Source organism: Neobittarella massiliensis (ex Bilen et al. 2018), from assembly GCF_900289145.1.
In the GTDB taxonomy this organism is placed as follows: Bacteria; Bacillota; Clostridia; order Oscillospirales; family Ruminococcaceae; genus Neobittarella; species Neobittarella massiliensis.
In genome coordinates, this window is sequence record NZ_OKQO01000001.1 from 262,652 (window position 1) to 276,432 (window position 13,781).

15 protein-coding genes are annotated in these 13,781 nt (G+C 57.0%); 7 read left to right on the forward strand and 8 right to left on the reverse strand.

The annotated features are described in order from the left end of the window. Nucleotides 1-7: 7 nt before the first annotated feature. Both rplL and C6Y32_RS01295 read left to right on the forward strand, forming a co-directional pair. Entirely contained in the window at nucleotides 8-382 is a 375-nt protein-coding gene (gene rplL, locus C6Y32_RS01290; RefSeq protein ID WP_105203349.1) for a 50S ribosomal protein L7/L12, read from the forward strand. Between the two features lie 353 nt (nucleotides 383-735). Beyond that, the gene (locus tag C6Y32_RS01295; RefSeq protein WP_164998066.1) at nucleotides 736-1,644 is read left to right on the forward strand and encodes a nucleoside hydrolase; all 909 of its coding nucleotides are present in this window, start codon (nucleotides 736-738) and stop codon (nucleotides 1,642-1,644) included. 532 nt (nucleotides 1,645-2,176) lie between these two features. Here the strand turns inward: C6Y32_RS01295 and C6Y32_RS01300 are convergent. Beyond that, nucleotides 2,177-3,067, reverse strand: coding sequence for a LysR family transcriptional regulator (locus C6Y32_RS01300; RefSeq protein WP_105203351.1), 891 nt, complete (start codon nucleotides 3,065-3,067; stop codon nucleotides 2,177-2,179). Between the two features lie 112 nt (nucleotides 3,068-3,179). Here C6Y32_RS01300 and C6Y32_RS15045 point away from each other — a divergent pair, with 112 nt between their 5' ends. Together C6Y32_RS15045 and C6Y32_RS01305 are read left to right on the forward strand one after the other, a co-directional pair. Continuing rightward, nucleotides 3,180-3,875 (forward strand): YczE/YyaS/YitT family protein, encoded by a 696-nt coding sequence (locus tag C6Y32_RS15045; protein ID WP_129589361.1) that lies wholly within the window; start codon nucleotides 3,180-3,182, stop codon nucleotides 3,873-3,875. Continuing rightward, nucleotides 3,856-4,335 (forward strand): GNAT family N-acetyltransferase, encoded by a 480-nt coding sequence (locus tag C6Y32_RS01305; protein WP_105203352.1) that lies wholly within the window; start codon nucleotides 3,856-3,858, stop codon nucleotides 4,333-4,335. The genes C6Y32_RS15045 and C6Y32_RS01305 overlap by 20 nt, the downstream gene beginning before the upstream one ends. A gap of 700 nt (nucleotides 4,336-5,035) precedes the next feature. Here C6Y32_RS01305 and C6Y32_RS01310 read toward each other — a convergent pair. Then, nucleotides 5,036-6,367: a D-alanyl-D-alanine carboxypeptidase family protein gene (locus C6Y32_RS01310; RefSeq protein ID WP_164998067.1), complete on the reverse strand. Its 1,332-nt coding sequence runs from the start codon at nucleotides 6,365-6,367 to the stop codon at nucleotides 5,036-5,038. 226 nt (nucleotides 6,368-6,593) lie between these two features. Here C6Y32_RS01310 and C6Y32_RS01315 point away from each other — a divergent pair, with 226 nt between their 5' ends. Together C6Y32_RS01315 and C6Y32_RS01320 are read left to right on the forward strand one after the other, a co-directional pair. After that, nucleotides 6,594-7,850 carry an O-acetylhomoserine aminocarboxypropyltransferase/cysteine synthase family protein gene (locus C6Y32_RS01315; RefSeq protein WP_243206221.1) on the forward strand — a complete coding sequence of 419 codons (1,257 nt, stop codon included), beginning with the start codon at nucleotides 6,594-6,596 and terminating at the stop codon, nucleotides 7,848-7,850. An 11-nt stretch (nucleotides 7,851-7,861) separates the two neighbouring features. Next, complete coding sequence (locus C6Y32_RS01320; protein ID WP_164998068.1) at nucleotides 7,862-8,515, forward strand: metallophosphoesterase family protein; 654 nt, start codon at nucleotides 7,862-7,864, stop codon at nucleotides 8,513-8,515. A gap of 107 nt (nucleotides 8,516-8,622) precedes the next feature. On the opposite strand, the gene C6Y32_RS01325 is transcribed toward C6Y32_RS01320, so the two are convergent. The 4 genes from C6Y32_RS01325 to C6Y32_RS01340 all read right to left on the reverse strand — a co-directional run bounded on the left by C6Y32_RS01325 (nucleotide 8,623) and on the right by C6Y32_RS01340 (nucleotide 10,038). Continuing rightward, nucleotides 8,623-8,790, reverse strand: coding sequence for a DUF1540 domain-containing protein (locus tag C6Y32_RS01325; RefSeq protein WP_105203356.1), 168 nt, complete (start codon nucleotides 8,788-8,790; stop codon nucleotides 8,623-8,625). 219 nt (nucleotides 8,791-9,009) lie between these two features. Next, nucleotides 9,010-9,354 carry a hypothetical protein gene (locus C6Y32_RS01330; RefSeq protein ID WP_105203357.1) on the reverse strand — a complete coding sequence of 115 codons (345 nt, stop codon included), beginning with the start codon at nucleotides 9,352-9,354 and terminating at the stop codon, nucleotides 9,010-9,012. A gap of 46 nt (nucleotides 9,355-9,400) precedes the next feature. Then, nucleotides 9,401-9,742 carry a hypothetical protein gene (locus C6Y32_RS01335; RefSeq protein WP_105203358.1) on the reverse strand — a complete coding sequence of 114 codons (342 nt, stop codon included), beginning with the start codon at nucleotides 9,740-9,742 and terminating at the stop codon, nucleotides 9,401-9,403. Between the two features lie 2 nt (nucleotides 9,743-9,744). After that, a complete protein-coding gene (locus C6Y32_RS01340; protein WP_105203359.1) occupies nucleotides 9,745-10,038 on the reverse strand; it encodes a DUF2089 family protein in 294 nt (97 codons plus the stop codon). 244 nt (nucleotides 10,039-10,282) lie between these two features. Here C6Y32_RS01340 and C6Y32_RS01345 point away from each other — a divergent pair, with 244 nt between their 5' ends. Then, nucleotides 10,283-11,035 (forward strand): class I SAM-dependent methyltransferase, encoded by a 753-nt coding sequence (locus tag C6Y32_RS01345; protein ID WP_370738794.1) that lies wholly within the window; start codon nucleotides 10,283-10,285, stop codon nucleotides 11,033-11,035. Nucleotides 11,036-11,141: 106 nt separating this feature from the next. Here C6Y32_RS01345 and C6Y32_RS15220 read toward each other — a convergent pair whose 3' ends face one another. Together C6Y32_RS15220 and C6Y32_RS01350 are read right to left on the reverse strand one after the other, a co-directional pair. Continuing rightward, nucleotides 11,142-11,291, reverse strand: coding sequence for a hypothetical protein (locus C6Y32_RS15220; protein ID WP_164998069.1), 150 nt, complete (start codon nucleotides 11,289-11,291; stop codon nucleotides 11,142-11,144). An 847-nt stretch (nucleotides 11,292-12,138) separates the two neighbouring features. Further along, nucleotides 12,139-13,689: an MATE family efflux transporter gene (locus C6Y32_RS01350; protein WP_164998070.1), complete on the reverse strand. Its 1,551-nt coding sequence runs from the start codon at nucleotides 13,687-13,689 to the stop codon at nucleotides 12,139-12,141. Between the last annotated feature and the right edge of the window lie 92 nt (nucleotides 13,690-13,781).

The window sequence follows — 13,781 nt, forward strand, 5'->3', positions numbered from 1 at the left end:
AGCTACAATGGCTTCTGAGAAAATCCTGAAATTCGTAGAAGAGGTAAAAACTCTGTCTGTTATGGAACTGTCTGAGCTGGTAAAGGCCATCGAGGAGGAGTTTGGTGTTTCTGCCGCTGCTCCCGTTATGGTTGCTGGCCCCGCTGCCGGTGCCGCTGCTGCTGAGGAGAAGACCGAGTTTGACGTAGTGCTGGCTGATGTTGGCGGCAGCAAGATGCAGGTCATCAAAGCTGTGAAAGAGATCACCGGTCTGGGCCTGAAAGAGTCTAAAGAGCTGGTCGAGGGTGCTCCCAAGGCTATTAAAGAGGCTGTCGGCAAAGACGAGGCCGAAGAGCTCAAAAAGAAACTGGAAGACGTCGGCGCCAAAGTCGAGCTCAAGTAAGTTTTTTACAATCGAGAGAAAGCCGCTCCGAAAGGGGCGGCTTTTTTGCGTGCAAAAATGGGGGGTGTAGTGCCGCGGTGTTGATGGAGCTGTGGTGTTGTGGTGTTGTAGTGCTGTGGGGCGGATGAGGGGCGAGCCGGGAAAGAAATAGGCCCGGCAGGGGGAACGGGGACTTATGGGGGGCAAATGGGGGAGAGGCAGATCTGCGGACAAGTGGGCGATATCTATAATTTGTGGGGGGAAAGATGGTGGAGAGTGCCGGGGCAAAAGCGGGGCGCGGCCCTTGACTGTATAGGGGCTATATAGTTTATGATAGAGGAAACGACCGCTTTACAGTGGAGGAGGACATGATTATGGCGACAGAAAAAAAGATACCGGTGATACTGGACTGCGATACCGGCGGCGACGATGCGATGGCAATGGCACTGGCGATCGCCAGCGAGAAATTGCAGGTGCTGGGAGTTACGACGGTGGCCGGCAACGTGCCGCTGGACAAGGTGGTGCGCAACACCAGAAACACTTTGTCTTGCACCGACCCGGCTGTCCCCTATGCGGTGGGGGCGGCGAAACCACAGGCCCGAGCGCTCATCGACTCGGGGCGGCCGGGCCACGTATTATTTGAGGCCTATGACCAGGTGGAAAACGCACCGGACGAGCGGGATGCCGTCACTTTTATGGCCGACCTCATCCGCCAGAGCCCCGACCCGGTAACACTGATACCGCTGGCCCCGCTCACCAATATCGCCGCGCTGCTGCGGCAGTACCCGGAGCTAAAGTCAAACATTGCCCAGATGGTGATCATGGGTGGCTCGTTTACCGGCGGCAACGCCACCGGCTATGCTGAATTTAACATCTATGTGGACCCGGAAGCGGCGGCAGAGGTGTTTTCGGCCGGAATACCGCTGGTGATGTGCGGTGAGGAGGTCTGCCTGCAGTCGCGGGTGGGGCGGCCGCAGATCGAGGCGCTGGCAGCGCTGGGCAATGACCAGGCCAAGGCGTTTGCCGAGGAGCTGGAGCTGGGCCTGCGTGAGGGGGAGAGCATTATTTTTGACGCGGTGACGGTGGCGTGGCTGGAGCGGCCGGAGATGTTTGAGAGCCGCCCGGCCGAGGTGTACATTGAGTGTGCCGACCAGAAACGGCTGGGACAGACGGTGGTGGATTTTTACGCCGCCCAGCCCAATGCTGTGGTGCCCCTGAATATGGACAGACAGGGTTTTGGCCAGATGATGGTGGACCTGTTTGCCGGCTATAGCCGCAAATAGACCGCATTGGTGGTGAAACTGCGCAGTATCTAAAAATATAAACAGCGGCGCTGCTTACAATGGAGCGTGCAAAAAGAGACATCCCCCGGGGATGTCTCTTTTTTGTTGTCCTGCGGCCGCTCTTTAAAGGGTGAAGGTGGGAGAAAAGGCCTGCGGCCGACGTGAGAAAAACGGGGGCAGAAGAGGTGGAGACCCGAATGGGGCATACGGTTGGGCCTGGTGTGGGGCGGGGGCGAGAGCGCACAGGCAGCCGGAGATGCGGCAGTGTAAGGATCACAGCATTGGGGGAGAGGGAAAAGTTAAAAATGGGTGCGAGCGCTGCCGGGCGATGAGGATAGGCGCTAAAGCAGCGGTGTGGTGATAGCCGTGCGGCTGGTGCCGAGCGGGGATATGGGGGCCGGCGTGTGGTCTTGGATACACGGCGAAAGCAGGGGCATATGCGGGGTAGGACGGTGGGCCGGCGTTATACGGAGGGTGACACTGGTAGGGTCATGAGACGGCGGGAGCAGGGTGAGCAGAGGGAGCAGGGGGATCAGGTGGGACAGAGCTGCTCTTTGAGCAGGCGAATAAACAGCTCCATAGCCGGGGTGACCCACTTGTTTTTGTGGTAGGTGCAGACAGTGGCGACTTCGGGGCGGGGGACGGCGGCGGGGAGTGCCCGTAGAGTGCCTTGCCGGAGCTCCTCCTCCACGGTGAAGCGGGGCAGATAGGAGACCCCGATGTTGCCGCTGACGCTGCGCTTGATGGCCTCGGTGCTGAGGATCTCGATCTCGCCGTTTAAGGTGATCGCGGCGGTGCGCAGATACGCATCGAACATCTGCTGGTAGAGGCTGTTTTTATCGGCTGTGAGCAGGCAGAGATCCTTTTGCTGGCCGGGCGTGACAAAGTCCTGCTCCTGCTGGTGTAAGGCGGGGCTGCCCACCAGCACCAGCGGGTAGCTGCCGAGTTTTTGGGTGACCAGAGACGGCCCGTAGCCGCCGATATCGTAGTGGATGCCGATATCGACGGCACCGTTTATGAGTTGGCGCCGGATCTCGTAGCAGTTGGGGGTCTGCAGAGAGAGCTTTACCGCGGGCGCAGCACGGCGAAAGGCGGCGAGCACCGGTGACATCTGGTAGGAGAGCAGTGTTTCGGGCAGGGCGATACGCAGGGTACCGGTCAGCTGGCGGCCGTGCTGGCTGTACTGCTGCAAGCGCTCGGCGGCGGCGAGGACCTCCTCGATATAGGGCAGCAGCTCCCGCCCCGACTGGGTGAGGACCATTTTGCGGCCGATCTTCTCAAACAGCGCCGTTGACAGCGACTGTGAAAGCAACTGCATTTGCAGAGTGACGGTAGACTGGGCGTAGTGCAGCCGCTCGGCTGCCTTTTGAAAACTGCCGGCGTCGAGGATGGTTTTGAAAGTGTACAGGTACTTGAGCTCCATGAAAGGTATCTCCTATATAGTTTATATTTAATGAAGTCTAAATTGAAAATATTCTATTAGACTGAATAGTGTTTATAAGCTATTATAGTAGAGCAAAGGAGGGGAGTCAAGGATGAGAGCAAACTGGCGCCAGGAGCCGTGCTGCTGGTGGAAGAGGGCGGCATTTTACCTGTTGGGGCTGATGCTGACCTGCTTGGGGGTGGCGGTGATCTTGCAGACCGACTGGGGGCTGGATGCCTGGAACGGTGTTTTTGCCGGATTGGCAGCGTGTACGCCGCTGTCGCTGGGCGGGTGGTCGATGATCGTGCAGGGAAGTTTTTGGGTAATTGCCGCACTGCTCTGCCGCCGGGCGCAGTGGCTGTGCGTGATACCGATCGCCTTGAAGGGCCTATTTTTAGACCTGTCAAAAGCGGCAGTTGCCCGCTGGGCGATCCCCCCGGGCTTTTGGCCGGGATGCACGTGCTTTTTATTGGGCTATTTGCTGGTGGCGCTGGGCACCGGCATCTACGTGTCGACCGGGTTTGCCAAAATGCCTATCGACGGGTTGATGCTGGCGCTGGCAGAACGGTTTTGCTGGCGGGTACAGCGGGCGCGTTTGGCGATCGAGCTGTGCGGGTTTGCGGTGCTGCTATTCGTGCAGGGACCATTTGGCGGCGGCACGGTGCTTATCACCTTGACCATTGGCCAGGTGGTGGCGGCTGCCAGCACCTTTTCACAAAAATGGCTGTTTGCCGGCGGCTGTACAGACACCGCCGGCAGCGGCACAAGAGCGATCGAGGAGGATATACATGGAGATAGGCGTATATAGAGAGCGGGACCGAGAGGCGGTGATCGAGCTGGTGCTGCACTGCCAGAATGACGGCACCAGGCCCCCGGTCTCGGTGCAGGACCAGCCGGAGCTGCTGTGCATCGAGCGCGCGTACATGGCCGGTGGCGGCAACTTTTGGGTGGCCCGAGATGAGGGGCGGGTGGCCGGCAGTATTGGCCTGATGCGCGCGGAGGAGGAGACGGGCATACTAAAGAAATTTTTTGTGTATGAGCAGTACCGGGGCGCGCCCCACCATCTGGGCAGCCAGCTGTATGCGGTGCTGCTGGCTTTTGCCAGAGAGCAGGGCCTGCGGCGGCTGATCTTGGATACGCCCAAAAATACAGAGCGGGCACACAAGTTTTACGAGCGGGCCGGATTTTACAAGATACCGGAGCAACAGCTGCCGCTGGTCTACGATCACCCCTACCGCGATTGCGACTTTTTTTGCCTGGACCTGTGACCAGATCGAGGGGCTGGGCATTGTATGGCGCTTTATGGTAGTACTGTACAGTGATGAGGAGCACTGAGGAGGGTTGGGCGGGGCTGGGCGGAGTTGGGCAGAGTTGGGGGGCTTGGGCGAGAGAGATGGGCAGCGTGGGATGGAGGCGGCGAGGTAACTTTTTTATTTTGGGCGGGCTGCTTGACCGAGTTTGAGCAGCCCGCTTTTTGCGCTTATGGGGAGTGGGAAAAAGTGCGCAGACTATTACAGACTATTGCGGACTATGTGACAGGGAGATACCCGGCCGGCAGGTGCAGCTGGGACCGAGGAACGGGCTGCCGGCGGAAAACGGCGGTGTGGGGATGCGTTTTGCCGGGCAGCCAGTCCATTTTAGCGGGCGATGTGCTTGGCGGGGCAGACAGCCGGGTAAGCGGTGATAACTGGGGGAGAGCGTACAGCGGTGAGCGAGCGATGGCTTATAATTATAAAGTGCCGGCCGAACGGTGCAGCTATCGGATGAATGGGGGGAAGGTGGTGCGGCAGCGATGCCCGACTGATGGGGACTAGGTATGAGGAGCATTTGTTGGGTCTATTGCAGGGGGCCTGTTTGCAGGGGCAGTGCAAACCGAGCAGGTGGCTGTGCAGTGCCGGGATGAGATGAGGTGGTGGGGCACCTGCCTGTACAAAAGCGGCCCGGTGCATATGCACCGGGCCGCGCTCTTTACAATTTGTATTTTTTGTGGCGCTTGATCTTACCCTTTTTCTTTTGCAGGTTGATGGAGCGTATGACAAAGAGGATATACACCAGGATAAAGAGAATGACCAGCACCAGTATGATCTTGGCGGCGGTGGAGGACAAAGCGCCGTGTATGGCGTCGGCTATTTTTAAGATGGTGGCGCCCTTGACGTCTTTTTCGGCCAGCATGTCCACCTCGCCGATGGTCTCGCCGCCCAGCTTGAGGGTCATCTTGCCGATCTTATCGCCTTTTTTCACCGGGGCGACGATCTCTTCATCATCGAGAGTGGCGACGTACTGCACGGCGGTCTTGTCGGCTCCGCTGGGCAGCAGCAGCGTCACGTCGCTGGCGGCGGTGAGGATGAGCACATCGGTATCGAACGACTGCTTGATCTTTACCTCGTGCAGTACCGAGCCTTTTTCTACCAGTGTCTCGAGGTCGAAGTTGTTGTGCGCCCAGTCGTAGAACTGCTGAGTTTGGGTGAAAGCCTGGTTGTCGTCGTCATCAGTGTTGGGGGCGTTCATGACTACCAGCAGCAGGTTTTCGCCGTCGCGCTGGTAGGTGGAGACGAAACAGCGGCCGGCGTTGTCGGTAGTGCCGGTCTTGATGCCCTTGATATAGGGGTTATACAGGTCGCCGCCGCGGTATTCATCCTGCATGAGGATGGTGGTGACCACCACCTGCTCCTCGCGGATGTTGGTTTGCGGCAAGGTGTAGCGGGTGGAGGTGCAGATATCGCGGAAGCCGTTTACGCCCAGAGCGTATTGGGCGATGGTGGCCATGTCGCGGGGAGAGGTGTAATGGCCGTCGGCGTCCAGCCCGTGGGGGTTGACGAAGTGGGTGTTGGTACAGCCAAGCTCGGCGGCCTTTTTGTTCATCATCTCGGCAAAGCCCTCGATGCTGCCGCCGAAATGGTCGGCGATGATGCTGGCGGCCTCGTTGGCCGACTGCAGCATCATACAGTAGAGCAGGTCTTTGACGCTGAGCTGCTCGCCGGGGGAGATGCCGGCTGTGGAGACGTTGATGCCCACGAACTCGTCGTAGATATAGGACGGGGCGGTGACCATCTCACCCAGATCCTGACAGTTTTCCAGCGCGACGATGGTGCTCATCACCTTGGTCATCGAGGCGGGGGCCATCTGCTTATCGGCGTTTTGCTCGTAGAGCACTTGGCCGGTGTCCAGCGACATGAGGAATACCCCCTCGTCGGCGGGCACCTCGAAATCGGGCTCGTAGGCGCTGGCGGGGAGGATGACGGCGGTGATACATATACATACTGTCAGCAGGACAGCGAGGAATTTTCTGCTCTTTTTCATAGTAGACATCTACCCTTAAAATATTGTATGATGAAAGCACATGCAGCGGGAAAACGAGCCCGCGGCCGCGCGATCTGTTAAAAATGCTTGCAGGCGGGTGGAAGATGGGCTTTTGTGGGCCCAATAAGCCACTCTACGCTCATTAGTATAGCAAATCGCACGGCAAAAAACAATGAAGGAAATCTTAATTAAGGGGGCATATCCATTGAAATACGGCTTTGATACCATGGCTATCCACAGCGGCCAACAGCTGGACAGCCAGACCTATTCGCGGGCGCTGCCCATCTACCAGACCACCGCCTACGGATTTGAAGATCTGCAGCACGCCCAGGACCTGTTTGAGCTCAAGGCGCCGGGCAACATCTACTCCCGCATCTCCAACCCCACCCAGCAGACGCTGGAGGAGCGGGTGGCGGCGCTGGACGGCGGCGTGGGGGCGCTGGCTTTTGCCTCGGGCCATGCGGCCATCTGTGCGGTGATGCTCAACCTGGCGGCGTGTGGTGACAACATCGTGTCTTCCGACAAGATCTATGGCGGGGCCATCAATCTGCTGGGGCCCACCTTTGCCGGGATGGGCATCACCACCACTTTTGTGGACACCAACGATCTTACCGCCTGGGAGGCCGCCACCGACGACCGCACCAAAGCCTATTTTGTGGAGGGTATCGGCAACCCCAACGCCAATGTGGCCGACATCGAAAAGCTGGCTGAATTGGCCCACCGCCACGGGATCCCGCTCATCGTCGACTCGACCTTTACCACCCCGTACCTGCAGCGGCCCATCGAGTTTGGGGCCGATATCGTGGTGCACTCGGCCACCAAGTACCTGGGCGGCCACGGCACCAGTATGGCCGGTGTGGTGGTGGACTCGGGCAATTTTGTCTTTGCCGGCAACGGGCGCTTCCCCCAGTATAACCAGCCGGACGGCAGCTACCACGGCTGCGTGTTCGCCAAGGATTTTGGCAATGCCGGGTTTATCAGCCGGCTGCGGGCGCTGTACCTGCGGGACTTGGGCGCCTGCCTGAGCCCGTTTAACGCCTTTATGATCTGTCAGGGTATCGAGACGCTGTCGCTGCGCATGCAGCGCCACTGTGAAAACGCCCTGAAGGTGGCCGAGTTTTTAGAGGGACACCCGGCGGTGGATAAGGTCAATTATCCGCTGCTGCCCTCCAGCCCCGACTACCAGCTGGCTAAAAAGTACCTGCCCAAGGGGGCGTCCAGCGTGTTTACCTTTGAGCTGCACGGTGGCAAAGAGGCCGGCGCCAAGTTCATCAGTGCGCTGAAGCTGTTCTCGCACGTGGCCAATGTGGGCGACGTGCGCAGTTTGGTGATCCACCCGGGCACCACTACCCACAGCCAGTTGACCCCAGAGCAGCTGAAGGCGGCCGGCATCACCGCCGGCACGGTGCGGCTGTCGGTGGGACTGGAGGAGATCGGCGATATTTTGGCCGATCTCGAGCAGGCGCTGGCGGCCACCTGCTAGGGGGCGATGCTGTGCTGTATATAACCGGTGATACCCACGGCGACTATGACCGCTTTGAGGACAAGGCGGTGCGCCGCCTGAAACAGGGCGATGTGCTGGTGGTCTGCGGCGATTTTGGCTTTGTGTGGGACGGGGGCAAGCGCGAGCAGAAGATCTTAAAAAAGCTGGGCAAAAAGAAGTATACCATCCTGTTCGTGCCCGGCTCGGGCGACAACTACGACCTGCTGCGCGAATACCCGGAGGAGACGGTGTACGGCGCCCCGGCCCGCCGTATCGAGCAGGGGGTGTACCAGCTGCTCACCGGCCAGTTTTACGACATTGACGGCAAGCGGCTGCTGGCTTTTGGCGGCGGCGAGTCGATGGATCAGGATATCGTTGGCCGCGAGCTGTTTTGCGACCAGCTGCCGACCAAGGCCGAGCTGGACGTTTTTTGCCAGCAGCACGCCGGCGAGAAGACCGACCTGGTGGTGTCGTATGAGCCGCCGTATGCGATCGCCTCGTTTTTGGATCTGGAGGCCAAAGCCGACAGCTATTATGGCCTGTACCTGGACACGATCTCGCGGCAGATCGAGTTTAAACAGTGGTTTTTTGGCAAGCACCACGTGGATAAGCGGGTGACGCCGCGCTACATGGGCGTGTTTGAAAAGGTAGTGCCGTACCGCTAGTGGCGAGGACGACGAAAATATTTTGTACATAGGAAAAAGCGGCCTGTATCAGGCCGCTTTTTCAGTTGCAAACGCACGATCATGTTTTTAGTGAAGTTTCGCTACACTTATTTGAGCTGGAAAGATTTGCAGTCGGTGCACTGATCCATGGTGGGGTTGAGCTCATGGGTGCCCACGGTGATGCAGTCCAGGGCGCAGAAGTTCTCGTTCTCGCAGTGGTTTTTGCACTGCTGGACGGTACATTTGATCGACTTGTTGGCTTTGCAGTTGTGCATGATACATACCTCCAAAATTTAAGTGGGGACTTGCCTGCTAGTAGTATGTGCAGATCTGGTGGAGGCTATCCTGGGAATTTTTAAAAAAATAGGTCTTCAGACAGTATCGGCGGCCACAGGGTGGAGGAAATTTATAAAATTGCGGGTATTGGGCTATGTGGAAGCAGAGCTTTGCAGTGACAGGCGGGGGAGATGCAGGTACGGCAGACGGGCAGGAGACTACTCGAGATCCTGTATGTTCATTTTTTCTATTTGAGCGCGCTTTTTTATTCTTCTGCGGCAGAGCCAGTATATGCAGAGGAAGATCAGGGTGGGGATGTTGTGGAAGAAAAGTGAAGATAGGACGCGATGTATGGCATGGGGGAGCGGTATGGAAACTGGTGGAAGCGCCCAGAGAAAGACTTTTAAACCGGCATTGAAAAAAGACAGGATGGGGAGTATGTAGCCCAGCCACTTGTGATCTTTATTTGAGAGGAAGTACTGCAGTAAAGAGAAACCGATCAGCGGAATTAGTTGAAAAATGAATATGGCGAGCCTTGGCATCCATGTGAGCTGGTCATCCATAAGTGTTGCCCCTCCTTTGTCGCATCGCACAGACGATAAAAAGACTTTATTTCAGGTCTTGGATATTCATTTTTTCGATCTGTTTTTTCTTTTTATGCTTTCCGCGGCAGGCCAAATAGATACAGAGAAAAACGGCGGTGGGGATGTTGGCGGAGGCAAAAGAAGAAAACCACTGCGCTACTATGCGTGGCCCCGATATGTTTTGTAAAGGCAAAAGCCAACTTATAAGTGGTAAAGAATGCAGGAAGGTCAAAAGTGGGAGTATGAGCCCCGGCCACCAGCGCTTTATTTTGCAGAGGAAGTACTGGAGTACCGAAAAGAGAAAGAGGAAAGCGGTGCCAAAGATAGCCAGTTTTATGAGATAGGTCCAGACAGACGTTTCGCTCATGTCTACGGCGCCTCCTTTTGCTTTTTGTATGCAGTTATCAGCAGTTTAGCGGTGCTGAAATCCATTTTTTCGTTGACGGCCAGGCGCTTGATGGTGGCTATGTAGGGGTCCTCGATCGCCTCTTCGGCGATCTTTATTTTTTGTATCAGTTTATCGAGCTTTATCCTCACGGTGGGATAGGAGACCCCGTACTGTTTGGCGATCTCTTTTTGAGAGCCGGAAGCCAGCAGAAATTTTTTGATGAAGGTCACGTCCCCGTCGTCGAGATGTACCATCCATTCGGGTAAAATATCCATAACTGCCGTGCGCAACCTCTAATTTTGAAAATGTGCGAAGTTTCTCTTATGGAAGATAGCATTACTAAACAGTGGCTTATGCTAAATAGTATTTAAAAATTTGCAGGTCATACATGTCGTCTTGAAAAGGAAACGGGAATGTGGCAAAATGTGGGTAGTACTGTTGCGAGAGGGGCCGGAAAGCTGGACGGCCTGCAATCGAAGTGCTGCGGCGATGGCAAGACCGGGATAGGAGATGGAGAAAGTGGGAGAACAGAGACAAAATTACTACGGCAGTTTGTGCACGGAGATGTATGAGATCTTACATGCCGAAGCACCGCGGGATGAGCTGGAGTTTTACCTCTCTTTTGCCGGTAAAGGAGAGAAGATATTGGAACCGCTGTGTGGGAGCGGGCGCTTTTTGGTCCCTTTTTTAAAGAGAGGGTTTGATATTAGCGGTGTAGACCTATCGGAGGAGATGCTGGAAAAATTAAAGCAAAAAGCACCTGCGGCAGAGGTCGTTCAAGCAGACATTCTAGAATTTGCGCCCCAAGAAAAATTTCACTATATCTTTATCACCTCTGGCTCGATGTCTCTGTTTACGGATATTGACCTGTGTAAAGAGATCCTGTGCAAATTGAAGGACCTGCTTTTGCCGGGGGGCCGCCTTGTCTTTGCGGTGGATACCATCGCTACACGGTGTACAGACGACAGCACATATAAAAAAGCGATCTCGGTAAAGACAAAAGAGGGGTTTGACCTGATCTTAAAGAGCAAAAATCGCTATGATGAACAGAGTCAGACCCAATTTTCGCCGGGGATATATGAACTGTATAACGGCACCGAGCTGCTGCAGAGTGAAGCGATGGATTTTCAGACGCATCTTTACCGGTTTGGGGAGATGCAGCAGTATTTGCAGGAGGTCGGGTTCAGAGAGATCACCACGTATAAATCTTTCAGCAAAGAGATCGCCTTGGATGACCGGGGTGAGATGTTCTTATTTGTGTGTAGATGCTGACCGGCCAGTGTTTGCCAGCTGTGCGCGCGCAGGCTGTAAAAACATAGAGGGGCGCCTGGTGGCGCCCCTCTAGCGGTCGTTATAGGTGATCGCGTGTGCAGTGCGGCTATCTGTTTTTGACGGGGCTCCAGTTCTCGCCGAAGATGAAGATATAGTTATGACCGGCCAGCCCGTGGAACACCCAATCTGACGGGATGCCCGTCACCGACTGGTGCGCGGAGGTGGGGGACCATCCGGTCCAGAGCAGTTTCTGCATGGCGTGTGCGCTGCCGCCGGGTACTTAAGAGAAGGCAGGTTGCCGACGGTGCTTTGGGTACCGTAAACTTATCGAGTACAGAGAGATTGGAACAGGAGCTGGCAGAGTATATGGGTATGCACCGAGAGGTATCTCTGCTGTGGCCGTAAAGTGCTGAGATGTGGTGATCGCTGCCAAAGCAGCCCAATGGGCCCCCGATCTGAACGGGTACAGGTCATTATCGCACTTACTGAAAAACTGCGGCACCTGCTTTTATGGCGTTTTCTGATCGGCGCTGACGGTGGTGCTGATGGCGATAGGGAGGGCTATTTTGGGGGTAGCCCTTGAGCGAAGCATCTGTATCGCGCGCAGGTATAGACGCGGTGCTGTGTGGTTTTTAAGTGCCCGATTGGACGCCTTCGGCGGCTCGCTGCCGTATTTGGGGGGCATCGATCACCATACATTTGCCAGCCCGCAGCTCAAAGGCGATCAGAGTCGGTCACCGGTGTCGAACGTTTCCCGGCAGCGGTACCCCGGTGCGGTGTGAGAACATCTACTGAAAATGATGGGTAGGGCAGCGGGCGATCTGCGTGGCGCGGGCGGCGCAGCCGTGGGAGATGACCTCTGCCAGATGTGTCTCGATGCAGTTGATGACTACACGCGTATCGTCGAGCCAATCTATTGCTTTCCCACCTCTTTAGAGTAGAACACGCAGAATCTTTTGAGGGTGCGCCCATATGCCACGGGGGATTAGAAAACTGACGCGCTTATTGGTGCATATATGGAAAAGCGGGCGGACCAACAATATGGTCCGCCCGCTTTTCCAGTTATTTTCGGCCCCTGCTGTGCCGGTGGCAGCTGGCTATTGCTATCCCAACAGGGCCCGCAGGCGGTGCAGATCTTTGCCGGTCAGGTCGCGGCATAGAAACAGCAGCACGAAGTAGAGCACGAGAAACAGGACCAGCCGAACGGGAAACGCCGACAGCACCGGCGGCAGCCCGCGGGTGGCGACAAAACCTGCGATGAGACAGCAGAGCAGCGGCTTGGCCACCCAGCCCGGCGCCAGGTAAGAGAAATCGACCCGGCGGCGCAGCAGCCACCAGCCGGCGACGAGGTTGTAGGTGGTGGTGCAGTAGAGGGTGAACAGATACCCGGCCAGCCCCCAGACAGGCAGCAGGAAGTAGAGCAGTACGACGGTGAGCATCATATCGGTCAGGTTTTGGATCATGACGTGAAATTGCAGACCCAGGCCTTTGAGCATACAGTCGGTGACGTGATCCATGTAGATGAGCGGACACAGCGGCGCCAACAGGCGCAGGTAGACCGCGACGCCTTTGGTGCTGAAGATGCCCGAGACCGGATCGGGGAAAAAGAGAAAGACGGCCATGACCCCGCAGCAGAAAACAAAGGTGATACGCAAAATGTGAGACAGGCTGCGGCCCAGTTTTTCGCGCTGGCCGCGGGTGTGCAGCCGCACGATGGCCGGGATGAGCAGCATGGAGAAGCTGACCAGCAGCGCCGCCGGATAGGAGAGCAGGGGCATGGCCATGCCGCTGAGCACGCCGTAGCGCTCCATGGCGTCGGCGATGCCGCTCTTGGCAAAGCCCTGGGGCACCAGCGTGTTTTCGAGGGTGTGAAAGGCGCTCTGCAGGTTTTGGCACACGGCCAGCGGCAGGCAGATCTTTACCAGCGCCAGCGCGATAGAGCCTTTGGCGGCGGTAAGAGCAGAAGGCGGCAACTGGGCAGAGGTGAATTTTTTGCGGCTGATGCGGTAGAGCACCGAGAGATAAAAAGCCGGCACGATCTCGGAGAGAGACGAGGCAAAAAAGATAAGGGCCAGTGCCGCATCCATCTGGCGGGGGGGAGAGGCGGCAAAAGCAGCCATGACGATGCCCATTTTGGTAAAGCGCTTGAGCACCTGCGACAGCTCGCTGCGCACCACTTCGCCGGTGGCGTAGAAATACCCCTGCAGGCAGCCGCTGATAGCGGCGAACGGCAGCGAGACCGAAAACAGCCGCAGCGGAGTGGCCAGGATAGGCTGACCCAGCATTTTGGACACCGGTGCGGCGCCAAAATAGAGCAGCCCGGTGGCAATACAGCCCAGTACGGCGGCAAAAGCCAGCGCTCGCAACACCACCTGCGGCACCCGGTGCCACTGTTTTTTGGCGATAGCGCGGGAGCACAGGGTGGTGACGCCCAGCCCCAGACCGCCGCAGGCCAGTGTACAGCCAAAGCCGTAGATCGAGTAGATCAGCTGGTAAAGGCCCATGCCCGCGGCGCCGATCTGCCCGGAGAGGTAGATCTTGAAAGAGATGCTCAGGGTGCGCAAAAACAGCGCCAGCACCGTGAGCGCACCGGCCCCCCACAGCCGCTGTAGCCAGACGTGGCGGGAGTGATTTTTGGCGATAGCCGTTTGCACGATGGGAGTTCCCCCCTCTTTTGGCCTAGATAGGTCTTTACACTTTACCAGCATATGCACGGGTAAAGCGGGGTAGAAGAGGACAGCAGCGG

Excerpts from the sequence above, each read along its gene's own strand:
- C6Y32_RS15220 (WP_164998069.1), bottom strand. The coding sequence starts at position 11,291 with ATGCAGAAACTGCTCTGGACCGGATGGTCCCCCACCTCCGCGCACCAG.
- C6Y32_RS01315 (WP_243206221.1), top strand. The coding sequence starts at position 6,594 with ATGGCTATCCACAGCGGCCAACAGCTGGACAGCCAGACCTATTCGCGG.
- C6Y32_RS01300 (WP_105203351.1), bottom strand. The coding sequence starts at position 3,067 with ATGGAGCTCAAGTACCTGTACACTTTCAAAACCATCCTCGACGCCGGC.
- C6Y32_RS01340 (WP_105203359.1), bottom strand. The coding sequence starts at position 10,038 with ATGGATATTTTACCCGAATGGATGGTACATCTCGACGACGGGGACGTG.
- C6Y32_RS15045 (WP_129589361.1), top strand. The coding sequence starts at position 3,180 with ATGAGAGCAAACTGGCGCCAGGAGCCGTGCTGCTGGTGGAAGAGGGCG.
- C6Y32_RS01335 (WP_105203358.1), bottom strand. The coding sequence starts at position 9,742 with ATGAGCGAAACGTCTGTCTGGACCTATCTCATAAAACTGGCTATCTTT.
- C6Y32_RS01295 (WP_164998066.1), top strand. The coding sequence starts at position 736 with ATGGCGACAGAAAAAAAGATACCGGTGATACTGGACTGCGATACCGGC.
- rplL (WP_105203349.1), top strand. The coding sequence starts at position 8 with ATGGCTTCTGAGAAAATCCTGAAATTCGTAGAAGAGGTAAAAACTCTG.
- C6Y32_RS01305 (WP_105203352.1), top strand. The coding sequence starts at position 3,856 with ATGGAGATAGGCGTATATAGAGAGCGGGACCGAGAGGCGGTGATCGAG.
- C6Y32_RS01310 (WP_164998067.1), bottom strand. The coding sequence starts at position 6,367 with ATGAAAAAGAGCAGAAAATTCCTCGCTGTCCTGCTGACAGTATGTATA.
- C6Y32_RS01325 (WP_105203356.1), bottom strand. The coding sequence starts at position 8,790 with ATGCACAACTGCAAAGCCAACAAGTCGATCAAATGTACCGTCCAGCAG.
- C6Y32_RS01330 (WP_105203357.1), bottom strand. The coding sequence starts at position 9,354 with ATGGATGACCAGCTCACATGGATGCCAAGGCTCGCCATATTCATTTTT.